General features: G+C 70.7%; 17 protein-coding genes. 6 read left to right on the top strand and 11 right to left on the bottom strand.

Annotated elements, in window-relative coordinates:
- Nucleotides 1–265: 265 nt before the first annotated feature.
- Nucleotides 266–1,870, top strand: a complete 1,605-nt coding sequence (cimA, locus tag ACZ7MG_RS38090) for a citramalate synthase (RefSeq protein WP_471388425.1) — start codon at nucleotides 266–268, stop codon at nucleotides 1,868–1,870.
- Nucleotides 1,871–2,081: 211 nt separating this feature from the next.
- On the opposite strand, the gene ACZ7MG_RS38085 is transcribed toward cimA, so the two are convergent.
- Nucleotides 2,082–2,570: a hypothetical protein gene (locus tag ACZ7MG_RS38085; RefSeq protein ID WP_471388428.1), complete on the bottom strand. Its 489-nt coding sequence runs from the start codon at nucleotides 2,568–2,570 to the stop codon at nucleotides 2,082–2,084.
- Nucleotides 2,571–2,784: 214 nt separating this feature from the next.
- Between ACZ7MG_RS38085 and ACZ7MG_RS38080 the strand changes: the two genes are divergently transcribed.
- Nucleotides 2,785–4,167 carry a hypothetical protein gene (locus ACZ7MG_RS38080; RefSeq protein ID WP_471388431.1) on the top strand — a complete coding sequence of 461 codons (1,383 nt, stop codon included), beginning with the start codon at nucleotides 2,785–2,787 and terminating at the stop codon, nucleotides 4,165–4,167.
- A 99-nt stretch (nucleotides 4,168–4,266) separates the two neighbouring features.
- On the opposite strand, the gene ACZ7MG_RS38075 is transcribed toward ACZ7MG_RS38080, so the two are convergent.
- Nucleotides 4,267–5,049: a serine protease gene (locus tag ACZ7MG_RS38075; protein WP_471388434.1), complete on the bottom strand. Its 783-nt coding sequence runs from the start codon at nucleotides 5,047–5,049 to the stop codon at nucleotides 4,267–4,269.
- A 237-nt stretch (nucleotides 5,050–5,286) separates the two neighbouring features.
- On the opposite strand from ACZ7MG_RS38075, the gene ACZ7MG_RS38070 reads away from it, so the two are divergent.
- Complete coding sequence (locus tag ACZ7MG_RS38070; protein WP_471388437.1) at nucleotides 5,287–5,883, top strand: YdeI/OmpD-associated family protein; 597 nt, start codon at nucleotides 5,287–5,289, stop codon at nucleotides 5,881–5,883.
- A gap of 70 nt (nucleotides 5,884–5,953) precedes the next feature.
- Here the strand turns inward: ACZ7MG_RS38070 and ACZ7MG_RS38065 are convergent, their stop codons facing one another.
- Nucleotides 5,954–6,565, bottom strand: a complete 612-nt coding sequence (locus ACZ7MG_RS38065) for a YceI family protein (RefSeq protein WP_471388440.1) — start codon at nucleotides 6,563–6,565, stop codon at nucleotides 5,954–5,956.
- A gap of 147 nt (nucleotides 6,566–6,712) precedes the next feature.
- On the opposite strand from ACZ7MG_RS38065, the gene ACZ7MG_RS38060 reads away from it, so the two are divergent.
- The 3 genes from ACZ7MG_RS38060 to ACZ7MG_RS38050 all read left to right on the top strand — a co-directional run bounded on the left by ACZ7MG_RS38060 (nucleotide 6,713) and on the right by ACZ7MG_RS38050 (nucleotide 11,050).
- Complete coding sequence (locus ACZ7MG_RS38060) at nucleotides 6,713–9,052, top strand: polysaccharide lyase 8 family protein (protein ID WP_471388443.1); 2,340 nt, start codon at nucleotides 6,713–6,715, stop codon at nucleotides 9,050–9,052.
- A gap of 165 nt (nucleotides 9,053–9,217) precedes the next feature.
- Nucleotides 9,218–10,801 (top strand): acyl-CoA carboxylase subunit beta, encoded by a 1,584-nt coding sequence (locus tag ACZ7MG_RS38055; RefSeq protein ID WP_471388446.1) that lies wholly within the window; start codon nucleotides 9,218–9,220, stop codon nucleotides 10,799–10,801.
- 57 nt (nucleotides 10,802–10,858) lie between these two features.
- Complete coding sequence (locus ACZ7MG_RS38050) at nucleotides 10,859–11,050, top strand: acyl-CoA carboxylase epsilon subunit (RefSeq protein WP_471388449.1); 192 nt, start codon at nucleotides 10,859–10,861, stop codon at nucleotides 11,048–11,050.
- Between the two features lie 299 nt (nucleotides 11,051–11,349).
- Here the strand turns inward: ACZ7MG_RS38050 and ACZ7MG_RS38045 are convergent, their stop codons facing one another.
- The 8 genes from ACZ7MG_RS38045 to ACZ7MG_RS38010 all read right to left on the bottom strand — a co-directional run bounded on the left by ACZ7MG_RS38045 (nucleotide 11,350) and on the right by ACZ7MG_RS38010 (nucleotide 22,064).
- Nucleotides 11,350–11,931: a GTP-binding protein gene (locus ACZ7MG_RS38045; RefSeq protein WP_013000463.1), complete on the bottom strand. Its 582-nt coding sequence runs from the start codon at nucleotides 11,929–11,931 to the stop codon at nucleotides 11,350–11,352.
- A complete protein-coding gene (locus ACZ7MG_RS38040; protein ID WP_045561500.1) occupies nucleotides 11,912–12,481 on the bottom strand; it encodes a DUF742 domain-containing protein in 570 nt (189 codons plus the stop codon). Before ACZ7MG_RS38040 ends, ACZ7MG_RS38045 begins: the two co-directional genes overlap by 20 nt.
- Before the next feature lie 98 nt (nucleotides 12,482–12,579).
- The gene (locus ACZ7MG_RS38035) at nucleotides 12,580–12,993 is read right to left on the bottom strand and encodes a roadblock/LC7 domain-containing protein (protein WP_037781109.1); all 414 of its coding nucleotides are present in this window, start codon (nucleotides 12,991–12,993) and stop codon (nucleotides 12,580–12,582) included.
- A gap of 10 nt (nucleotides 12,994–13,003) precedes the next feature.
- Complete coding sequence (locus tag ACZ7MG_RS38030; protein WP_471388454.1) at nucleotides 13,004–16,243, bottom strand: sensor histidine kinase; 3,240 nt, start codon at nucleotides 16,241–16,243, stop codon at nucleotides 13,004–13,006.
- A gap of 399 nt (nucleotides 16,244–16,642) precedes the next feature.
- Complete coding sequence (locus tag ACZ7MG_RS38025) at nucleotides 16,643–17,218, bottom strand: GTP-binding protein (RefSeq protein WP_469077547.1); 576 nt, start codon at nucleotides 17,216–17,218, stop codon at nucleotides 16,643–16,645.
- Nucleotides 17,199–17,597 (bottom strand): DUF742 domain-containing protein, encoded by a 399-nt coding sequence (locus ACZ7MG_RS38020; RefSeq protein ID WP_086754757.1) that lies wholly within the window; start codon nucleotides 17,595–17,597, stop codon nucleotides 17,199–17,201. Before ACZ7MG_RS38020 ends, ACZ7MG_RS38025 begins: the two co-directional genes overlap by 20 nt.
- Before the next feature lie 111 nt (nucleotides 17,598–17,708).
- The gene (locus ACZ7MG_RS38015) at nucleotides 17,709–18,122 is read right to left on the bottom strand and encodes a roadblock/LC7 domain-containing protein (RefSeq protein ID WP_005479910.1); all 414 of its coding nucleotides are present in this window, start codon (nucleotides 18,120–18,122) and stop codon (nucleotides 17,709–17,711) included.
- A 9-nt stretch (nucleotides 18,123–18,131) separates the two neighbouring features.
- Nucleotides 18,132–22,064 carry a nitrate- and nitrite sensing domain-containing protein gene (locus ACZ7MG_RS38010; RefSeq protein WP_471388459.1) on the bottom strand — a complete coding sequence of 1,311 codons (3,933 nt, stop codon included), beginning with the start codon at nucleotides 22,062–22,064 and terminating at the stop codon, nucleotides 18,132–18,134.
- Nucleotides 22,065–22,392 lie beyond the last annotated feature (328 nt).

Below are 22,392 nucleotides of genomic sequence, written 5' to 3'. Positions count from 1 at the left end.
TGCCAGACTGCCCCCGTGCTCTCGTTCGCCACGATTATTGGCAGCAGGCGCGCCGGTCCGCAGTGACCGCCACGTACGACCAGGTACGGGCGGACACCGTCGTCTCGACCCGCGCGCAGACCTCTCGCACCCGCGAGGGGTTTTTCGCTTTTCTGGCCCATCTTCAGCCGGGAGCGCAGCGTGAGGGACCATTGGGGGCGGTGGAGCCGGTCATTCCGGTACAGACCGAGATCCAGCGGGATCCAACAGCAGGAGCCTTGACACCATGACGGACACCAGCGAACTCGACGACTCGTTCCACGTCTTCGACACCACCCTGCGCGACGGCGCCCAGCGTGAGGGCATCAACCTCACCGTCGCGGACAAGCTGGCCATCGCACGGCACCTGGACGACTTCGGCGTCGGCTTCATCGAGGGCGGCTGGCCCGGCGCGAACCCGCGGGACACCGAGTTCTTCGCCCGCGCGCTGAAGGAGATCGACTTCAAGCACGCCCAGCTGGTCGCGTTCGGCGCCACCCGCCGCGCGAACGGCAAGGCGAGCGAGGACCCGCAGGTCAAGGCCCTGCTGGACTCCGGCGCCCCGGTCATCACCCTCGTCGCCAAGTCTCACGACCGCCATGTGGAACTGGCCCTGCGCACCACCCTCGACGAGAACCTGGAGATGGTCCGCGACACCGTCTCCTACCTCCGCTCCCAGGACCGCCGGGTCTTCGTCGATTGCGAGCACTTCTTCGACGGCTACCGCGCCAACCCCGAGTACGCCAAGGCCGTCGTCCGCGCCGCCGCGGAGGCCGGCGCCGACGTGGTCATCCTCTGCGACACCAACGGCGGCATGCTCCCCGCCCAGGTCCAGGCCGTCGTCGCCACCGTCCTCGCCGACACCGGGGCCCGCCTCGGCATCCACGCCCAGGACGACACCGGCTGCGCGGTCGCCAACACCCTGGCCGCCGTCGACGCGGGCGCCACCCACGTCCAGTGCACCGCCAACGGCTACGGCGAGCGGGTCGGCAACTCCAACCTCTTCCCGGTCGTCGCCGCGCTGGAGCTGAAGTACGGCAAGAAGGTCCTCCCCGAGGGCGCGCTGCGCGAGATGACCCGGATCTCGCACGCCATCGCCGAGGTCGTCAACCTCACGCCCTCCACGCACCAGCCGTACGTCGGTGTCTCCGCCTTCGCGCACAAGGCCGGCCTGCACGCCTCCGCGATCAAGGTCGACCCGGACCTGTACCAGCACATCGACCCCGAGCAGGTCGGCAACACCATGCGGATGCTGGTCTCCGACATGGCCGGCCGCGCCTCCATCGAGCTCAAGGGCAAGGAGCTGGGCGTCGACCTCGGTGACGACCGCGAGCTGGTCGGCCGGGTCGTCGAGCGGGTCAAGGAGCGCGAGCTGCGCGGCTACACCTACGAGGCCGCCGACGCCAGCTTCGAGATCCTGCTGCGCGACGAGGTCGCGGGCAAGCCGCAGCGGTACTTCCGCACGGAGTCCTGGCGGGCGATCGTCGAGGACCGCCCCGACGGCAGCCACGCCAACGAGGCCACCGTCAAGCTGTGGGCCAAGAGTGAGCGCATCGTCGCCACGGCGGAGGGAAACGGGCCGGTCAACGCGCTCGACCGCGCCCTCCGGGTCGCCCTGGAGAAGATCTACCCCCAGCTCGCCAAGCTGGAGCTCGTCGACTACAAGGTCCGCATCCTGGAGGGCAAGCACGGCACCAACTCCACGACCCGCGTCCTCATCTCCACGACGGACGGCACGGGGGAGTGGTCCACGGTGGGCGTCGCCGACAACGTCATCGCCGCGTCGTGGCAGGCGCTGGAGGACGCGTACACGTACGGGTTGCTGCGGGCGGGGGTCGAGCCGGCGGAGTAGGGGCGCGCGCCGGGGTGCGTTGCCGGGTGCGGGTGCGTGGGGGCTGGTCGCGCAGTTCCCCGCGCCCCTGAAAAGCAGGGGCTGCGCCCCGTGCTTTCCAGGCCCGTAGGGGCCTGTGTCTTTTAGGGGCGCGGGGAACTGCGCGAGAAGCCCCACCGGACCCGCACCCGACGACGACCCCCCCGGCGAAGCCGTCAAGCCGCGGCGGCCCTCAACACGCCCCCTCCGCCAGCTCCTCGAACTCCCCCACACCCATCACCCGGTCATCCGCCCACACCTGCCCACTCTCCAACCGCCCCAGATCCCGCGTGGTGAACGAGACCGCCCCGTTCGCATAGTCGTCCGTCTGCCCGTAGAAGATGAACCGGTACGTGTGACCGGACTTGAGCCGCCGCTCCCCCCTCACCTCGGCCTTCCACGCCCCCGGCGGCGAGAAGAGCGGGAACTCCTGGTCCCCCGACCACTCCCCGTCCGCCGTCCACACCGTCGTGTCCGCCTCGTCGTCACTCGGCTCGTCCTCGTACGCACCGGCCCAGCCGGACAACGTAGGCGCCTCGTACGCGTCGCCGTCGCACGGCCGCATCAGCACCCGAGGCGCCCCCTCCGCATCCACCGTCACGGCCGCCAGCGGCAACTCCTCCGCCGAGCAGCCGCTCAGCAGCACGACCCCGGCCACCACCGCGAGAACTCTCCGCAGCATTCCGCTCACCCCCGTCGCCCTACGTGACCCGCACCCCTCCCGAACGGTTGTACAGCCGTCTTGACGAGGCCGGCCACCCCCTGTTCGCGGGCCGCTACACGGAGGCGCCGAAGGAGGCGTGGGGAGGCGTTTTGAACGGCGTGACGCTCCACTTCGCCTCCCTGTCACTGATCGGATCGTCCGTTTTCGCGCCGATAGAGGTAGCTTCGAAGGTATGAAGGGCGCACCGGTCCGACGTCTGCTCCGCCTGCTCATGCTGCCGCTCGCCGCGACGGCACTCGCGATCCTGGCGGTGCTGACGGCCGGTGCGCCGGGCGCGCACGCGGCCACCGATCTGTCGACGGTGGCCGCGGCCCTGCGCGAGAGCCCCGTCTACGTCGATCCGGCCGCCTCCGACCAGCTCTCCGCCGCGGACGCCGAGGCCCTCGCCGACAAGATCGAGGACGCCGACGAGCCGATCTTCGTGGCCGTCCTCCCGGCCGACCAGCCGACCGCGAACCTCTTCCAGAACCTCCGCACGGAGACCGGTATCACCGGCCTCTACGCCGTCCGCCTCGGCGACCGCTTCGACGCCCGCGCCGACAGCGGCGTGCTGAGCCAGCAGGCCGTGCGGAACCTGGTCACCTCGGTCCAGGGCGCCGGCGATCCGAAGGCCCAGCTCAACGACTTCGTGGACGACGCCCTGCGCAGCAACCCCGGCGGCACGGCCCCGGCCGGTTGGAGCGACGGCGGCGACACGGGTGTGGACGCGGGCGCCCTGGCCGTGGCGGGCGCGGTCGTGGCCGCAGGCGGCGTGGGCGCGTACGCGCTGGTCCGCCGCAACCGGCGCAAGAAGGAGGAGGAGCGCCGCGAGGCGCTGGCCAGGCTCGCGGTGGTGGTGGACGAGGACATCACGGCCTTCGGCGAGGAACTGGACCGGCTGGACTTCCACCCCGCCGAGTCGGGCGCCGACGACGCGATGCGCGCCGACTACGAACGGGCCCTGGACGCCTACGAGAAGGCCAAGTCCCTCATGGCGGCGGCCACCCGCCCCGAGGAGGTCCGCGCGGTCACCCAGACCCTGGAGGACGGCCGTTTCTCCCTCACCCAGCTCGCGGCCCGCAGACAGGGCCTCCCCCTCCCCGAACGCCGGGCCCCCTGCTTCTTCGACCCCCGCCACGGCCCGTCCGTCGCGGACGCCCCGTGGACCCCGGGCACCGGCACCGAGCGCGAGGTCCCGGTCTGCGCCGCCGACCGGGCTCGGCTCGCCGGCGGGCAGGACCCCATGATCCGCGAGGTGGAGACGGCCTCCGGCGGCCGCCGCCCCTACTGGGACGCGGGCCCGGCCTACGGCCCCTGGGCGGGCGGCTACTACGGCGGCGGCCTCCTCCCCGGCCTCCTCGTCGGCACCCTGCTCGGCAGCATGATGGCCACCCCGTCCTACGCCGCCATGTACGGCTCCGGCTACGGCGACTTCGGCGCGGCCTCCGGCTACGGCGGCGGCGACGTCTCGGGCGGCGACTTCAACACCGACGACTTCACCGGCGGTTTCGGCGGCGGAGACTTCGGCGGGGGCGGCGATTTCGGTGGCGGCGGGGACTTCGGCGGCGGCTTCTGAACACACCGGGCCCCGGCTCGGAACGGAAACGGGCACGGGCCCGGCGCTGGGAGCCGCCGGGCCCGTGGACGTCGTACGAGAGCGGGTGCGGGACCTCGCTCAGAGCGTGGCCGCTCCCGCCGCGATCTGGGACGCGAAGGTGGACACCTCGGTGTAGACACCGGGGGCGTTGGGCTGAGCGCACCCTATGCCCCAGCTGACGATGCCGACCTGGACCCATGCGTTGGCGTTGTCCCGGCGGAACATCGGACCGCCGGAGTCGCCCTGGCAGGTGTCGACGCCGCCCGCCGCGAACCCGGCGCAGATCTCCTCACCCGCGACGAGCCCGCTGTAGCCGCTGTAGGAACGGCAGGTCGCGTCGCTCACGAACGGCACGGTGGCCTTGAGCATGTACCGCTGCTGGGCGCCGCCCTGGACGGCCGCGCCCCAGCCGGCGACCGTGAAGGTGCCGGTGTTGTACGCGGTGGTCGTGGCGATCTTCAGCGTCGGGAGGTTGATGGGTGAGGCGAGCTTGATGAGCGCCCAGTCCTTGCCGGTGCCGTTGTAGCCCGGGGCCCGGTACACCTTGGTCGAGCGGACCTGGACCCGGCCGCTGGTGGACTGGAGGTCCACGACACCGGCCGTGGCCGTGATGCTGGTGTTGTTGCCGGTCGCGCCGACACAGTGCGCGGCCGTCAGCACGATCTGCTGTGTGTACAGCGCGCCGCCACAGCCCATCGACAACCGGACCATGAACGGGAACTCGCCCTGCGCGGCCCGCGTTCCGCCGACCACCGGCGCCGGCGCGGCCTCGGCCGCCGATACGGGCTGCAGACTGGCGATCGCGAGCGCGGCGGCACCGACAACCGCACATCTCTTCAGAGCGGTGATGAGTCGCTTCAACGTGATGCCTTCCGTGGGGGGTTGACATGCGATGACTCGTGCGATGACTCGAAGAACCGAAGCGCAGACATGACGCAGGCATGCCAATGAGGCGACAGGAAATCACCCTTGATGGCATGCCCAGGTCAATTTCTGTTGCGAGATTATGAGAACGCCGAAAGCCTCCACACAAGAGGCGTGAACCAGCCAGCCTCACTAGGACAGGATCCGGCCTACTGCCTCGCTACCGTGCGGAGCATGACCACCCCCGAAGGCTCCGCACCGCACGCGTTCCCCGACGCCGACCATCTCGACGCCTGGCTGGGAGCGCACCCCGCGCCGCCCTCCGGGGGTCTCTGGGTCAAGGTCGCCAAGAAGGGGAGCGGGCTGCGTTCCGTCACCGCCGGTGAGGTCAACGACGTCGCCCTCTGCCACGGCTGGATCACGGGCACCCGACGGCGCCTCGACGAGGCGTACTTCTTCCAGCGGATCTCTCCGCGCCGGCCGGGCGGCGACTGGTCGAGGGTGAACGTCCGCCGCGTGGCGGAGTTGAGAGCCGCCGGACGCATGCGGCCCGGTGGCCTCGCGGAGGTGGCCGCCGCGAAGGCGGACGGGCGGTGGGCGGCGGCATACGAGTCGCAGAAAGAGGCCGCCGTCCCCGAGGCGCTCGAAGCCGCACTGGAGCGCAACCCCCGTGCGAAGGCGGCCTTCGACGGGCTCGGCAGGACGGAGCGGTACCTCGCCATGCTCGGGGTGCTGCGGGCCCGCACCCCACGGAGCCTGGCGGCCCAGGTGGCGGCGGCGGTGGCGAGGCTGGAGCAGACCTCCGGACACGCCGAGCACCCGCCCTCCTGATACGGGGAGTCGGAGGGCGGGTGTGCTCAAGGGGAGGCGGCGGAACGGCTCGGTGTCGCCGCCGGGCGGTTCACGCGTTGCGGATCGCCGAGATGTCGAAGGTCAGCTTGATCTTGTCCGAGACCAGGACGCCGCCGGTCTCCAGCGCCGCGTTCCAGGTGAGGCCCCACTCGGAGCGCAGGATCTCCGCCTTGCCCTCGAAGCCGACGCGCTCGTTGCCGAACGGGTCCTTGGCGGCGCCGTTGAACTCCAGGTCGATGGTGAGCGGCCTGGTCGTGCCGAGGATGGAGAGGTCGCCGGTGATGCGGTAGTCGTCGCCGCCCAGGGCCTCCGCCGCGGTCGAGCGGAAGGTCATCGTCGGGAACTCCTCCGTCTTGAAGAAGTCCGCGCTCTTCAGGTGACCGTCACGGTCGGCGTTGCCGGTGTCGATGCTGTCCATCGTGACGTCGATGGAGGCGGTGGACCGGGACGGGTCCGAGCCGTCCAGGTGCAGGCTGCCGGAGAAGTCGAGGAAACCGCCCTTGACGTTGGTGACCATGGCGTGGCGGGCGGTGAAGCCGATCGTGGTGTGCGACGCGTCGATCGTGTAGTCACCGGTCAGCGCGGCCAACTCCGGGTTCACCGCGGAGACGGCGGCGGAGTCGGTCCCGGTGGTCGTGGTGGTGCGGCCGAAGATGCCCATGACGTACTCCTTGAGTGATGTCGTTCAACGTTCAACGAACTGAACACGGCCTACCGTAGACCTATTCCGTTCAAGTTTCAACCGTGTCGATTCGGTGATCATTGTGTCACGCATTGTTGATCCGGCGACGCCCAGGTGATACACGGCATGGGCATGACCCCCACGCGCCGTACCGTCCTGCTCCTCGCCTCGGCCCTGGCCGCCGCGACCACCGTCACCCCCACCGCGCACGCGGCCGACGACGAGTACGACACCCTCCGCCGCCGCTGGTCGGCCCTCACGCTCGGCACCGGCTACGACCCCGCCGCCGAGCCCTACGCGAGCCGGCTCCGCGAGACCGGCGACCTCGCCCACGCCTTCCGCGCGGCCATGGCCCCCACCGCCGACTCCCTCTGGCCGGGCCACCCCTTCGACCCGCCCGCCGGCATCACCCAGAGCTACAGCCGCCTGTGGACGATGGCCCAGGCCTACGCACAGTCGGGCACCGGCTCGACCGGCGACCCCGCCCTCCTCGCCGACATCGTGCGCGGCCTCGACCACCTCACCGCGACCGTGTACAACCCCTCGACCACCCGCTACGGCAACTGGTGGGAGTGGCAGATCGGCAGCCCCCGCCTCCTGCTGGACATCGTCACCGCCCTCCACGACGACCTCACGCCCGCCCGGCGCGCCGACGCCTGCGCGGCGGTCGACCACTTCATCCCCGACGCGATGCTCCGCGACTACACCGGCACCTCCACCGGCGCCAACCGCGTCGACCTCTGCCGGTCCGTGGCCCTGCGCGGCATCGTCGGCCGCGCCCCCGAGAAGATCGCCCTCGCCCGGGACGCCCTCTCACCCGTCTTCCCGTACGTCACCCGAGGGGACGGCCTGTACGCCGACGGCTCGTTCGTGCAGCACACCTGGGTCGCCTACTCGGGGACGTACGGGCAGGTCCTGCTCGACGGGCTGGGCCGGCTCTTCGCGCTGCTGGCCGGGTCGAGCTGGGCGGTGACCGACCCCGACCGGCAGATCGTCCTGGACAGTGTGGAGAGGGCGTACGCCCCGCTCATCCACGACGGGCTGGTGATGGACAGCGTCAACGGCCGTGCCATCAGTCGGGGTTACCTCAAGGGCGACGACCGGCACATCCTGCGGAGCGACCACTTCCACGGCCAGGGGATCATCGCCGCGATCGCCCTGCTCGCGCTCGGCGCCACCGCCGCCGAGCGCGAGCGGTGGCACGGACGGATCAAGGGCTGGATCGAACGCGACACGGTGACCCCGGTCCTCACGGCACGGCAGTTCGGCGTCGCCGATCTCGCCCGGCTGCACGCCGTCGCCGCCTCCCCGGTCGCCGCCGCGCCCGAGCCCGTCGGGCACCGGCTCTTCCCCGCCATGGACCGGGCCGTCCACCGCCGCCCGGCCTTCACGGCCACCATCGCCATGGCCTCCGACCGCATCGCCCACTACGAATGCGGCAACGGCGAGAACCCGCGCGGCTGGCACACGGGCGCGGGCCTGACCCTCTGGTGGACCGAAGGCCACGGCGACCAGTACACGAACTGGTTCTGGCCCACCGTCGACTGGTACCGGCTCCCGGGCACCACCGTCTCCACCCGACGGCTCGCCGACCGGGAAGGCGGCGAATGGGGTGCGCCGAAACCCGACGTCCGCTGGGTCGGCGGCACCACGGACGGCGAGTACGCGGCGATCGGCCAGCACCTGAAGGGGCTCGGCTCCACGCTCGTCGCCCACAAGTCGTGGTTCTGCGTCGAGGACGCCGTCATCTGCCTGGGGGCGGGCATCAGCTGCGCGGACGGCGTGCCGGTGGAGACGGTGGTCGACAACCGGAACCTGGGGGAGAGCGGCGGTGCCGCTCCCCAGCCGCTCGTACGCGGCCGGCACTGGGCGCACCTGGAGGGCCACGGGGGCTGGGTCCTGTCCGCGGACCCGTCGAACGGCGCCCTGCGCACCCTCCGCGAGGACCGCACCGGCGCCTGGTCCGACATCAACACCGGCGGTACGAGCGAGCGCCGGACCCGGCGCCGGCAGACCCTCTGGCTGGACCACGGCACCGATCCGGTGAACGCCGGCTACGCCTATCTGCTCATGCCCGGCGCCTCCCGCCACGCCGTCGAGGCCCGTGCCGCCGACCGGCGCTGGTTGTCGATCCTCGCCAACGACAGCGCCTGCCAGGCCGTCCACATCCCCTCGCTCGGGCTGCTCGCCGCCAACTTCTGGCGGTCCGGCACGGTCGGCCCGCTCACCGCGTCCGCCGGGGCGAGCGTGCTGGTCCGCCGCCGGGGGAGGACCGCTACCCTCTGCGTGAGCGAACCACCGCGCACCGGCGAGCCGGTGGAGATCATCTGGAGCGGCCCGTTCCGTACGGTGGTGCGGGCGGACGACCCGGTGGAGGTGCGGGAGTCGGCCCCCGGCCGGCTGCGCCTCCGCGTCACCCCCGGCACGGCCTGCGCCACCCACACCTGTGACCTGACTCTCCCCTGAGTGGCCCGACCCGCCTTTGTGTGACCCCTACAAGCCCCACACCCCCTGAGCAGTCGGTTCGGCTGCATGCCGACGAGGTTCTGTTCAGGGGTACCAGGAAAACACGCCGGAGACTGTACGGAGTCGACGGACCGCTTTCCTCGCTCGGCTTCGTATGGTCACTACATGACCGTTTTGGATGAGGCACCGGGTGAGCCGACGGACGCGCGCGGGCGAGTGGCCGAACTGCACGAGATTCGTGCCCAGGCGTTGGCCGGCCCCAGCGAGAAGGCGACCGAGGCGCAGCATGCCAAGGGCAAGCTGACCTCCCGGGAGCGCATCGAGCTGCTGCTGGACCCGGGCTCATTCAACGAGGTCGAGCAGCTGCGCCGGCACCGGGCCACCGGATTCGGTCTGGAGGCCAAGAAGCCGTACACCGACGGTGTCGTCACCGGCTGGGGCACGGTGGAGGGCCGCACGGTCTTCGTCTACGCCCATGACTTCCGCATCTTCGGCGGCGCGCTGGGCGAGGCCCACGCCACGAAGATCCACAAGATCATGGACATGGCCATCGCGGCCGGGGCCCCGCTGGTCTCGCTGAACGACGGCGCGGGCGCCCGTATCCAGGAGGGCGTCTCGGCGCTGGCCGGCTACGGCGGCATCTTCCAGCGCAACACCCGGGCGTCCGGCGTCATCCCCCAGATCTCGGTCATGCTGGGCCCCTGCGCCGGCGGCGCGGCCTACTCACCCGCCCTCACGGACTTCGTCTTCATGGTCCGCGAGACCTCGCAGATGTTCATCACCGGCCCGGACGTCGTCAAGGCGGTCACCGGCGAGGAGATCACCCAGAACGGCCTCGGCGGCGCGGACGTGCACGCCGAGACCTCCGGCGTCGCGCACTTCGCGTACGACGACGAGGAGACCTGCATCGCCGAGGTGCGCTACCTCCTGTCGATGCTGCCGCAGAACAACCGCGAGAACCCGCCGCGCGCCGAGGCCTCCGACCCGGTGGACCGCCGCGGCGACGTCCTGCTCGACCTGGTCCCGGCCGACGGCAACCGGCCGTACGACATGACCAAGGTCATCGAGGAGATCGTCGACGACGGCGACTACCTGGAGGTCCACGAGCGCTGGGCCCGCAACATCATCTGCGCCCTCGGCCGGCTCGACGGCCAGGTGGTCGGCATCGTCGCCAACCAGCCGCAGTCCCTCGCGGGCGTCCTGGACATCGAGGCCTCCGAAAAAGCTGCACGCTTTGTCCAGATGTGTGATGCTTTTAACATCCCGATCATCACGCTGCTGGATGTCCCCGGCTTCCTCCCGGGAGTGGACCAGGAGCACGGCGGAATCATCCGCCACGGCGCGAAGCTGCTCTACGCCTACTGCAACGCGACCGTTCCCCGGATCTCCCTGATCCTGCGCAAGGCGTACGGAGGTGCCTACATCGTCATGGACAGCCAGTCCATCGGTGCGGACCTCACGTACGCGTGGCCGACCAACGAGATCGCCGTCATGGGCGCCGAGGGTGCCGCCAACGTCATCTTCCGGCGGCAGATCGCCGAGGCCGAGGACCCCGAGGCGATGCGGGTCCGGATGGTCAAGGAGTACAAGGCCGAGCTGATGCACCCGTACTACGCAGCCGAGCGCGGTCTCGTGGACGACGTGATCGACCCCGCGGACACCCGCGCGGTCCTCATCCGCTCGCTGGCGATGCTCCACACCAAGCACGCGGACCTGCCGTCCCGCAAGCACGGCAACCCGCCGCAGTAACCCGACGGTTCCTTCGCGGTCCCTCTGCGGAAACCTCTCTCACGGAGACTGACACCCATGAAGCTGCCTGATATTCGCGTCGAGAAGGGCCACGCCGAGCCCGAGGAAGTGGCCGCGATCACCGCGCTGCTGCTCGCCCGCGCCGCCGCCCAGCCCGAGGCCGACCCGGTCCACCGCGGCCGCCTCCGCGCGGGGTGGCGGCGCCTGGAGCGCGAGCCTGGCTTTAGGGCGCCGCACAGCTGGCGCTGAGCCTTGTTCTTTGAAGGGGCCCTCTCCGAATGGAGGGGGCCCCTTCGTCGTGCGTCGGCTGCGGGCCGGTGGGGGCTGGTCGCGCAGTTCCCCGCGCCCCTAAAAGACCCAGGCCCCCGCAGCCCTGAAAGGCGACCAGGGGCCGGGTCTGAAAGGCATGGGGCATAGCCCCCTGCTTTTCAGGGGCGCGGGGAACTGCGCGAGAAGCCCCACCGGGCCGCAGCCGACCCACGACGAAGGGGACCCCCTCCCAGAACCAGGAGGGGGTCCCCTTTCGTACTCGGCCGAGCGCCGCGGGCCTAGCGCAGGCGGGCCATCAGCGCGTGCTCGACCAACGTGATCAGCGCCGACTTCGCATCGGACCGATGCCGCGCGTCCGTCGTGATGATCGGAGTGTCCGGACCGATCTGCAGGGCTTCCCGGACCTCGTCCGGGTTGTACGGCTGCTGGCCGTCGAAGCCGTTCAGGGCGATGACGAAGGGGAGTCCGCTGTTCTCGAAGTAGTCGACGGCCGGGAAGCAGTCGGCGAGACGACGGGTGTCCACCAGCACGATCGCGCCGATCGCGCCCCGCACGAGGTCGTCCCACATGAACCAGAAGCGGTCCTGACCGGGGGTGCCGAACAGGTACAGGATCAGGTCCTGGTCGAGGGTGATGCGGCCGAAGTCCATGGCGACCGTGGTGGTCGTCTTGTCCCCGGTGTGGGTGAGGTCGTCGATGCCCGCGGACGCGGACGTCATCACGGCCTCGGTACGCAGCGGGTTGATCTCCGAGACGGCCCCGACGAACGTGGTCTTGCCCACGCCGAAGCCACCCGCCACCACGATCTTCGCTGAGGTGGTGGAGCGGGAAGGACCGCCGCTAGAGCTTGCGAAGTCCACTGAGCACCCTTTCGAGCAGTGTCACGTCTGGCTGGCCGCCGGCGCTCTCGTCGCCGCCGGGCTGATGAATGGCGACCAGGCCCGCCTCCGCCAAGTCGGCGACGAGGATCCTGGCCACGCCGAGGGGGATGGTCAGGAGCGCCGAGATCTCGGCGACCGACTTGATCTCTCGGCAGAGGTTGCAGATCCGCTGATGCTCGGGCAACTGGCCCTGCATCTGATGCGGCTGCGCGGTGGTGTGCACCAGCGCCTCGATGGCGAGCTGGTAACGCGGCCTGGTGCGGCCGCCCGTCATGGCGTACGGGCGCACCAGGGGGTTGGTCGCCGCCCCCGCGGGCGACGGCTCAGGGGTGCGGCGTTGCGGCTGCACGGGCTGGATGCGCGGCGCCGGCGGCTGGTCGTACGGCGAGGGCCCGGGGCCCTGCGGTGCGTACGGCTGCTGGCGGCTCGGTGCGGAGGGGAAGTTGTACCGGTTCTGGTCACCCTGGCCCGGCCCCTGGCCAGGGTAGGACCAGTTGCCCGACGATGAACCGCCTGGGGGTGTTGCCACGTTCTCTCCTCCTCCGACTGTGCTGGCATCCATGGCTCATTGGAAGCCGCGTCCCGAAACCTTACGGCCCCGGGACGTCAAAACGCACCGTCTGACTGTTAGTTGAGCAGGCTGCCCTGGAGCTCCGCACGAAGATCGGGCGTCAGGACCGAACCGGCACGGTCCACCAGAAGTGCCATCTCGTACCCGATGAGGCCGATGTCGGCTTCCGGATGTGCGAGAACGGCGAGCGACGAACCGTCGGATACGGACATGATGAACAGGAATCCCCGCTCCATCTCCACAACCGTCTGATTGACGCTGCCACCTTCGAAGATGCGGGAGGCACCCGCGGTCAGAGAGGTCAGACCCGACGCGACGGCCGCCAGCTGGTCGGCACGGTCGCGGGGAAACCCTTCGGACATCGCCAGAAGGAGTCCGTCGGCGGAGACCACCACCGTGTGCGACACCCCGGGGGTGTTGTCCACGAAATTGGTGATCAACCAGTTCAGGTTCTGTGCCGCCTGGCTCATCGGGCTCACACTAACGCTCCTGGTTGTAGGTGCTGTCAGGACCACTGTGCTGATTTCTAGTGGCCTGGCCGTTCGTTTCACTGCCTGCGTTGCGCCCACGCTGGACACCCCGGCGCAGGTTGCTCAGCCTGCCCCGGACGTCCTCGGGAGCGCGGGAGATCTGTGGACCTCCCTGCGGGGTCGTCGTGGCGGCTCCCTCGACCAGGTTGGCCTTGGGCACCCGCCTCGGCAGGCCGGAGGAGGTGACCCCGCCCGCCTTGGGCTTCTTCAGCTGGGAGGCCTGCTGCCAGCGCTCGTCGTTGGCCGAGCGCCAGTCGCCGTTCGGTCCCCCGGCCGTCGGCTGGTCCTGGGCCACTTCCTGCCGTCCGTTCACGGCGCCCGCGCTCGTGCCGCCCGCACTCGCGGTGGAACCGCGGCGGGGCAGGCCGGCGTCGGTCAGCGCGTGGCCGGCGGAAGGGGTGGGTCCCGGACGGTCGAAGCCTACGCGGTCCGGCTCCTTCACGTCAGCGGCCTGCGCAGATTCCGGTTCCGGAGCGTACTCGGAGCGGTACGAGCTCTGGTAGTCCTGCTGCTGCGGCCAGTCGTCCTGATAGGACTGCTCTTCGAAGCCCGTGTACGTCTCCGGGGCCGTCGCGGCGGCCGCCGCGTGGTCCTCCTGGACGGGCTCCGCATAGGCGGGCTCGGGGTAACCGCCGGTAGCGCCGAACGTGTCGTTCCCGCCCGGCAGCGGCCCGTTGCCGTTCGGCACGCCGTTGCCCTGGCCGAAGTACGCCTCGTCGTACGACGGCTGCTGCTGCCCCTCGTACGCCGTCTGCTGGTCGTACGACCGCTGCGGGTCCACGTACGCGGTCGCGCCGTTGTCGTAGGACGGCTCGGGCGACCGGAAGTCGTCGCCGTAGCGCGGCGCCTCGCCGCCCGGGGGCAGCTGCGGGTTCTGGTGGGTCTGGGCCTCCAGGGCCGCGCGGCGCTCGTCGCGTATCAGGGAGCGGCCGACGGGGTCCAGGTCCCGGATGTCGTCCGGGACCTCGTAGCGGCTGTCGTCGAAGCCCAGTTCGGCGGCGGTCCGCATCGGGGCCAGGCCCGGCTGCTGGAAGGCGTGCTGCTGCTCCGGGATGATCTGCGAGACCGTGAACTGGTCGGCCGCCGGCTGCTGCTGCTCGCCACCGCCACCATGGGTGATGACATCCGGGAGCATGACCAGCGAGGTCGTACCGGCCTGCTCGCCCGAGGGGCGGAGCTGGACCCGGATGCCGTGCCGGTCGGACAGCCGGCCGACCACGAACAGACCCATGCGCTGCGAGATCGCGGCGTCCACGGTCGGCGGGTTGGCCAGCTTGTGGTTGATGTCCGCGAAGTCCTCGGCGGTGAGGCCGATGCCCTTGTCGTGGATCTCGATCATCACGCGGCCGTCGGGGAGACGGGTCGCGGTGACGCGGACCTTGGTCTGCGGGGAGGAGAACGTGGTGGCGTTCTCCAGCAGCTCGGCGAGCAGGTGCACGAGGTCGGTCACGGCGCGGCCGTGGATCTCGGCCTCCGGGACGCCGGAGAGCTCGATGCGCTCGTACTGCTCCACCTCGGAGGAGGCGGCGCGCAGCACGTCGATCAGCGGGACCGGCTGGTCCCAGCGGCGGCCGGGCTCCTCGCCGGCGAGGACCAGGAGGTTCTCGCCGTTGCGGCGCATACGGGTGGCCAGGTGGTCCAGCTTGAAGAGGTTCTCCAGCTGGTCCGGGTCGGCCTCGTTGTTCTCCAGGTCGGTGATGAGGGTCAGCTGGCCCTCGATCAGCGACTGGTTGCGGCGCGACAGGTTGGTGAAGATCGCGTTGATGTTGCCCCGCAGCAGGGCCTGCTCGGCGGCGAGCCGGACGGCCTCGCGGTGGACCTGGTCGAAGGCGCGGGCGACCTCGCCGATCTCGTCCGTGGAGGTGATCGGGATCGGTGCGACCCGGGTGTCGACCCGGCCGGGGTCGGTGCGCGAGAGCTGGTCGACCAGCATCGGCAGGCGCTGCTCGGCGATGCCGAAGGCGGCGTTGCGCAGCTGGCGCATCGAGCGGCTCATCTGGCGGGCCATGATCCCGGCGAGGATGAACGCGGCGAGCAGGGCGACGATGACGATGGCGCCGTTGACGTAGGCGTCGCGCTGGGCGTCGGAGGCGATCTGGCCGGCCTCGTCCACCGCACGGTTGATCAGCTCGGTCTCGACCTCGCTGTAGCCCTCGAACTTCAGCGTGGAGGCCGCCATCCAGTTCTGGTAGGTGACTCCCTGCTTGGCGAGGTCCTCGGGGGAGGCACCGCTGCCGATCGCCTGGATCATCTTCAGCATGGTGTCCGGCGGCGCGACGTAGTCGGGGTCCTTCGCGGCGGCCTCGGCCGCCTGCTTCTTGCCCTCTTCGGTCTTCTGCGCCATGACGGACTCGAGCCGCGCGGCGTCGGCCTCGGTGCCACCGGAGATGTACTCCTGAACGGCGATGTTCTCCAGGTAGGCGTACGAGGTGAACGCGGTGACCTGCTGACGGAAGACCTGCTGGTCCTCGCTGCGCCGGATCAGCAGGTGGGTGCCGATGGCGCGCTGCAGCGAGGCGGCGCCCTTGGCGAGCGTGACCGCGTAGACCGTACGGCCGTACGCGGTGATGTTGCCGGTACCCAGGCCGAGCTCGTTGGAGAACTCCGCCAGGAGGTGCTCGACGGTGACGTAGCCCTCTTCGGTCTGTACCGGGTCCGCGGCCCGGGTGTAGGCGGTCTGCCGGAGCTTCTCCAGCGCAGGCTCGGCCTCTTCCACCAGACGCAGACGGCGCTCCAGGCCCTGCCCGGCGGGCATCCCGACGACCTCCGCGTGGAAGGCGTCCGCCTTCTCGTCGGTGAAGGCGCGGGCGTCCTTGACGACCTCGCTGTCGCGGTTGCCCTCCAGCAGCGGCTGGGCGGTGAGGTCACGCTCGTTGAGCAGCGCCTCGGCGTAGACACCGGCGGCGGCCACGATCTTGGCCACCTTCTCGGCGTCCCGGGCCTCCTGCCAGGTGTCGATCGAACCCTTCACCTGGAAGCCGCCCATGACCAGGCCGACCAGCACGGGTATGAGGAGGATCGCGTTCAGGCGAGTGGGTACACGCCAGTTGCGGGGGGAGAGACGACTGCCGCTGGCTGCGGGAGCTGCCGTCGGCTCCGGACCGGTCACTTGTGCGGGTGCCGCTCCGCGCGGCGGCGGGGTGAAGTTGCCCCGCGCCGACGGCTCGGGACCTTTCTTGCTTCGCCTCACTCGACCAACAACCTCTCGGCGCCGGCACCTACGTCGTGCCGCGGGTGACTCCACGCCCTAGTACGTCTTTGACTAATGGGCAGTTCAGGCATTCCAGCACGTCACGCTGAGGACTTCCAAACACTGGGAGGCAACGATTCCGCGTGATGTAAGTCCCAGATAAAACGGTCATAAAGAACGAGCCCCGGCAAAAAGCGGGGCCATGGTGAGCGCAGCGGCACCGATCGACCGCGACGCGTGGTCGTACCACCATATTTCTCTGTCGAAACGTTATGAACACCGGGGCCGACCGTGTCAAAGGACACAGCCGGCTCCGGTGTAACTACGACAACTGCCGTATGAGGTTGTGGACTTGGGTCCTGTTTTGGGCCCAGGTGCGGTACTTCGGTCCCTGAAGCCCTAGCGGAGTCGTGCCATGAGCGCGTGCTCGACCAGGGTGATCAGGGCCGACTTGGCGTCCGCGCGGTGGCGGGCGTCCGTCGTGATGATCGGGGTGTCGGGCCCGATCTGCAGTGCCTCGCGCACCTCGTCGGGCGAGTAGGGCTGGTGCCCGTCGAAGCCGTTGAGCGCGATGACGAAGGGGAGTCCGCTGTTCTCGAAGTAGTCGACGGCCGGGAAGCAGTCGGCGAGACGACGGGTGTCCACCAGCACCACGGCACCGATCGCACCGCGGACCAGGTCGTCCCACATGAACCAGAAACGATCCTGCCCCGGCGTGCCGAAGAGGTACAGGATCAGGTCCTGGTCGAGGGTGATGCGGCCGAAGTCCATGGCGACCGTGGTGGTCGTCTTGTCCCCGGTGTGGGTGAGGTCGTCGATGCCCGCGGACGCGGACGTCATCACGGCCTCGGTACGCAGCGGGTTGATCTCCGAGACGGCCCCGACGAACGTGGTCTTGCCCACGCCGAAGCCACCCGCCACCACGATCTTCGCCGAGGTGGTGGCCCGCCCCGATTCAGAGCTTCCGAAGTCCACTGAGCACCCTTTCCAGCAGAGTCACGTCCGGGGCGCCACCGGCGTTCTCGTCGCCACCGGGCTGGTGGATCGCGACGAGTCCGGCCTCGGCGAGGTCCGCGACAAGGATCCGTGCCACACCGAGCGGCATGGACAGCAGGGCCGACACCTCGGCCACCGACTTCACCTCGCGGCACAGGTGGCAGATCCGCTGGTGCTCGGGGAGCAGCCCCATCAGGTGCGCGGGGTCTGCCGTCGTGCTGATCAGCGCCTCGAGGGCGAGCTGGTATCGCGGCCGCGTCCGGCCACCGGTCATGGCGTACGGCCGAACCAGAGGCTGGTCGCCCTCGTCTCCGTACGGCTCTGCGTACGGATCGTGAGGAGCGGTGGGCGGGGTCATTGATCCTCCGAGCGGGACAGCAAGTCGGTCAGTCGTGCCGTCTGACGGGGGCCGGTGGGGGGACTGTGACGGCCGGACGGTGATGTGGTGAGTTCTGTGGATCCGCAGGCGTCAGTGGAGCAGACTGCCTTGGAGTTCGGCGCGCAGGTCGGGCGTGAGCACGGCACCCGCGCGGTCGACGAGCAGTGCCATCTCGTAACCGACCAGGCCGATGTCGCACTCGGGGTGGGCGAGGACGGCCAGAGACGATCCGTCGGAGACGGACATCAGGAAGAGGAAACCGCGCTCCATCTCGACCACGGTCTGGGCCACGTCCCCGCCCTCGAAGATCCGGGAGGCCCCGGCCGTGAGTGAGGTGAGCCCGGAGGCGACGGCCGCGAGCTGATCGGCGCGGTCGCGTGGGAAGCCTTCCGACATCGCCAGAAGAAGACCGTCGGCGGACACGACGACGGTGTGGGACACCCCGGGGGTGTTGTCCACGAAGTTGGTGATCAACCAGTTGAGGTTCTGTGCCGCCTGGCTCATCTGGCTCAACTAACGCTCCTGCTGGTGAGTGGGGCTCGGGAAGCTGCCGGTCTGGCCGGTACCGGCCTGTCGACCCTGCGCGATGCCCCGACGGAGATTGGTCAGCCGGCCGCGAACGTCGTCAGGCGAACGCGAGACCTGCGGACCGGTTTGGTGCTGTTGCTGCTGAGCCGTGCCCGGCACGAGGTTGGCGCGCGGGACCCGGCGCGGCAGGCCGGAGGTGGTGACCCCGCCCGCCGAAGGCTGACGGGCTCGTTCGGCCTGGCGGACCAGGTCGTCGTTGGGCGTGCTGCGCCAGGTGGGGGAAGCGGGCGCGGCGGGTGTCGCCGGACGCTGGGGGGCGGCCGGAGTCTGGGGAGCCGGCGCGGTGGGCGCCTGCGGAGCGGAACCGTTGGTCTGCTGGTGGCCGCCCTGCTGGTGGCTCTGCTGCTGGCCGTTCTGCCCGCCCTGACCGTGGAACCAGTTGGTCTCCAACGTGTCGTACAGCGGCGTACGGCCGTCGATCGGACCCGTCGCCGGGGGCAGTGCCTCCGGCTCCTGCGGGCGCGCGGGGCGCTGCGGGGGCACCGGGGGGCGCTGCGGCGGCACCGGCGGGCGCGGGGCGCCGAAGCTCTCCTCGTTCACCTGCGGCCGCTCGAACTGACCGGTGTCCTGGCCGTTCTGGCGACCCGGCACGTTGAACTGCCCGGTGCCCTGGCCGTTCTGCCGGCCGGGCGCACCGAACTGTCCCGTGTCCTGCGGGTTCTGCCGGCCCGGGACCCCGAACTGGCCGGTGTCCTGCGGGTTCTGCCGGCCCGGCGCCGGGAACTGGCCCGTGCCGGAACCGTCGTAGCCCTGCGTGGGGAACTGGCCGGTGGACGACGGATCCTGCGGGGCGCCCCGGGACGGACCGGTGGGCGCCGGCGGAGCACCGGCCCCGCCGAACACGTCGGAGCGGACGTAGGACCCGGTGCCGTTCTGCGGTGCGGGCGTGCCCGCGCCGGGACGCCGGCTGTCGAAGTCGGCACCCGGGGAACGCGGGAAGTCGGTGGGCGAACCCGGAGCCTGGCCGGGGTCGACGCGCGGCATCGGCGCGGTGACGTCCGGCTGCTCCTCGTGGCCGCGCGGGGCGTCCAGCGAGGCACGCGGCACGGGCGGCTGCGCGTTGTCGTCGCTCCAGCTGGGCGTCCGCGAGGAGGAGCTGCCACCGGGCAGTTCGGCGCGTGCGCCACCGCGGCCGGGCAGCTGCGGACGGCGCCTGCCGGAACGTTCCTTGCCCTGCTTCGGCGGCACGGCGCCCGGACCGTTGTCGGTCCCGCCGGGCCGGCCCGCACCCGCGTCACCCGGGCCACCGGCCGGGCGCAGACCCGAGCCGCCGGCCGGGAAGCCGCCCTGGCGTCCGGAGTCGTCGAAGCTCTCGAAGCCGTTCGGCGCACCGGTCCCGGCGGCCTGCAGCCCCTGCGGGGCCCCCGGCGCCTGACCGCCGCCGAACCCGCCGGCACCGGCCGGCGGCCGGCCGCCCTGCGGAGGCACCGGCGGACCACCCTGCGGCCCACGCGGACCACCGGGGTTGCCGAAACCGCCCGGACCACCGGGGTTGCCGGGCAGTGCGGCCCGCGGGCCCTGGCCCGCGCCGACCTGTCCACGCTGCGGAGGGGCACCGAGCAGACCGCCACCGGAGGACGGGCCGCCGAGCGACGGACCGGACTGGTTGCCGGCCTGGCGACGCGCGGCGGCGGCACCGGCCGCGGCCTGCGCGGCGGCGGGGCCACCGGTGGAGGGAGCGCCCTGGCCGGGCTTGCCCGGGGTGGGCTTCTTGTTGCCCTGCGCCACGTCGACGGGAAGCATGACCAGCGCGGTCGTACCGCCCGAGTCGGACGGGCGCAGCTGGATACGGATGCCGTGCCGCTGCGACAGACGGCCGACCACGAACAGACCCATGCGGCGGGAGACCGACACGTCCACGGTGGGCGGCGAGGCGAGCCGCTCGTTGATCGCGGCGAGGTCCTCGGGGGAGAGGCCGATACCGGTGTCGTGGATCTCGATCAGGACGCGGCCGTCGGGCAGCGCGTGACCGGTGACCTTGACCTTGGTCTGCGGCGAGGAGAACGAGGTGGCGTTCTCCAGCAGCTCGGCGAGCAGGTGCACGAGGTCGTTGACCACACGGCCGGCCACTTCGGTGGTCGGCACGGAGGCCAGCTCGATGCGCTCGTACTGCTCCACCTCGGACGCGGCGGCGCGGAGCACGTCGACCAGCGGGACCGGACGGGTCCAGCGGCGGCCGGGCTCCTCACCGGCGAGGACGAGGAGGTTCTCACCGTTACGGCGCATGCGGGTGGCGAGGTGGTCGAGCTTGAAGAGGGAGGACAGCTGGTCCGGGTCGGCCTCGCGGGACTCCAGTTCGGAGATGAGCGACAGCTGACGCTGGATGAGGCCCTGGGAGCGGCGCGAGAGGTTGGTGAACATCGCGTTGACGTTGCCCCGCAGCAGGGCCTGCTCGGCGGCGAGGCGGACGGCCTCGCGGTGCACGTCGTCGAAGGCCGCGGCCACCTGGCCGATCTCGTCCCGGGAGTGCACACCGACCGACTCGACGGAGGTGTCGACGTCCTGCGGGTCCGACTCCGACAGCTGCTTGACCAGCTCGGGCAGCCGGTCCTGGGCGACCTTGGTCGCCGTGTCCTGGAGCCGGCGCAGCGAGCGGATCATGGACCGGGCCACGACGAACGCGCCGACCAGGGAGACACCGAGGACGAGCAGGATGAGCGCACCGGAGATGATCGCCTCTTGCTCGGCGTCGGCGCGGAGATTACGAGCGGTCTGCTCCATCTCCTCGAGGAGCGAGCCCTCGATCTTCTTCATCCGCTCGATCTTGGCCCCGGAGTCGTCGACCCAGTCCTTGTACGAGCGCTTGTCCTGCCCGCCCAGACCGCCCGCGCTGGCAAGCACCCGGTCCGCGTAGACGTCGGAAGCCTCGACGGTGGGACTCGCGTCGTCGATCGGCTTGGTCACGTCCTCGGCGCCGGTGCCGTAGATGTCGGAGAACGTGCTGCGGTCGGACTCCTCGTTCGCCAGCGCCGCGTTGGCGTACAGCCGGTCGTTCTCGGAGAGCTCGCCGGCCTTGTCGTCGGAGTCGGGCAGCGCCGCCGCGATCACCGCGCGCTGTACGGAGGCGTACTCCTTGGCGGAGGAGAACGCCGCCAGGGCACGGGTCCGCTTGATCATGTCCGGGTTGCTGGTGGCCTCGGCCATGTCCGTGGACAGCTCCAGCAGCTGGTCGATCAGGCGGTGGTAGGCCTCGACCGTCTGAGTGGAGTTCGTGGGGTCCACATAGGCGTTCTTGCGGATGCTGCTCAGGTTGTAGAGCTCGCGTACGACCCGGACGAGGCTGTCGCGGACACCGGGCATCTTCGCGGTGGTGTTCGCGGTCTCCGCGGCCTGGGTCGCGTCGGTGAACTGGATGCGGGCCAGGTCGGTCTTCTCGCGGGCGCCCTTGATCGTGTAGTCGCTCGCGTCCACGCCGTGCGCGAGGGGGCCGGCGGACTCGTCCCGCTCGTTCTGGAGCGCGGTGGCCAGCTCGGTCGCCTGCTTGGTCATGTCGGTGAGCAGCCGCATGTTGTCGAGCTGCTGGATGTCGTCCACGTTGTCGCCGATGCGCAGGGCACCGAGCGAGGTCGCCGCCACCACCGGGAGCGCGAGCAGCGACACCAGACGGGTCGAGATGCGCCAGTTGCGCAGGGCTATTCGGGAGCCGCCGCTACCGCCGCCGCCGTTGGGGCCGCCCTGGGGCTTCCCGGGCGGCACGGGAGCAACTGACGCGCCGGGGCGCCCGGAGCGCTCCCCGCCGTCGCCGATCTCCGCCGGACCCGGGTTCTGGGCGTGCTGGGGGGAGGAACCGTTGCCGGCTCCGTTGTGTGGCTCCGGCTCCGCCGAAGCGCTGCCATCCCTCTTGAAACGTCCCTGCACTAGCGTCGCAACCTCTGGACCAGGCGCCCCACCGCGTGAACGGCGGGACGGTGTCGGCGTCTTCGGGGACGCCCTGAATACGTCCCCATCGGTGGTCGTGAGTGACCGGCGCTGGCTCCCCCTCCACCGCCGCCAGGCGCTGTTGTTCTGCGCCCCTGCGCGCCGGCACGATCCTGCGGCGGTCCGTGGAATTCCAGCACAGTGCCGGATCTCCAACAAGGCCAATGGGTAACGGTCTGTTCACTGTGACAGCATGTGAGGACCACGTCACCAGGCGTGGAAGGTGTTTCTGTTTATTACGGACATAGTGGTGCGATCCCGTGGTGTG

Source organism: Streptomyces sp. NPDC107538, assembly GCF_055657445.1.
The sequence above is the reverse complement of the archived record's forward strand: the minus strand, read 5'-3'. Positions and strand labels throughout refer to the sequence as shown.

Coding starts and splice junctions, on each gene's coding strand:
- cimA (WP_471388425.1), top strand. CDS start 266: ATGACGGACACCAGCGAACTCGACGACTCGTTCCACGTCTTCGACACC.
- ACZ7MG_RS38085 (WP_471388428.1), bottom strand. CDS start 2,570: ATGCTGCGGAGAGTTCTCGCGGTGGTGGCCGGGGTCGTGCTGCTGAGC.
- ACZ7MG_RS38080 (WP_471388431.1), top strand. CDS start 2,785: ATGAAGGGCGCACCGGTCCGACGTCTGCTCCGCCTGCTCATGCTGCCG.
- ACZ7MG_RS38070 (WP_471388437.1), top strand. CDS start 5,287: ATGACCACCCCCGAAGGCTCCGCACCGCACGCGTTCCCCGACGCCGAC.
- ACZ7MG_RS38065 (WP_471388440.1), bottom strand. CDS start 6,565: ATGGGCATCTTCGGCCGCACCACCACGACCACCGGGACCGACTCCGCC.
- ACZ7MG_RS38060 (WP_471388443.1), top strand. CDS start 6,713: ATGGGCATGACCCCCACGCGCCGTACCGTCCTGCTCCTCGCCTCGGCC.
- ACZ7MG_RS38055 (WP_471388446.1), top strand. CDS start 9,218: ATGACCGTTTTGGATGAGGCACCGGGTGAGCCGACGGACGCGCGCGGG.
- ACZ7MG_RS38050 (WP_471388449.1), top strand. CDS start 10,859: ATGAAGCTGCCTGATATTCGCGTCGAGAAGGGCCACGCCGAGCCCGAG.
- ACZ7MG_RS38035 (WP_037781109.1), bottom strand. CDS start 12,993: ATGAGCCAGGCGGCACAGAACCTGAACTGGTTGATCACCAATTTCGTG.
- ACZ7MG_RS38020 (WP_086754757.1), bottom strand. CDS start 17,597: ATGACCCCGCCCACCGCTCCTCACGATCCGTACGCAGAGCCGTACGGA.
- ACZ7MG_RS38015 (WP_005479910.1), bottom strand. CDS start 18,122: ATGAGCCAGGCGGCACAGAACCTCAACTGGTTGATCACCAACTTCGTG.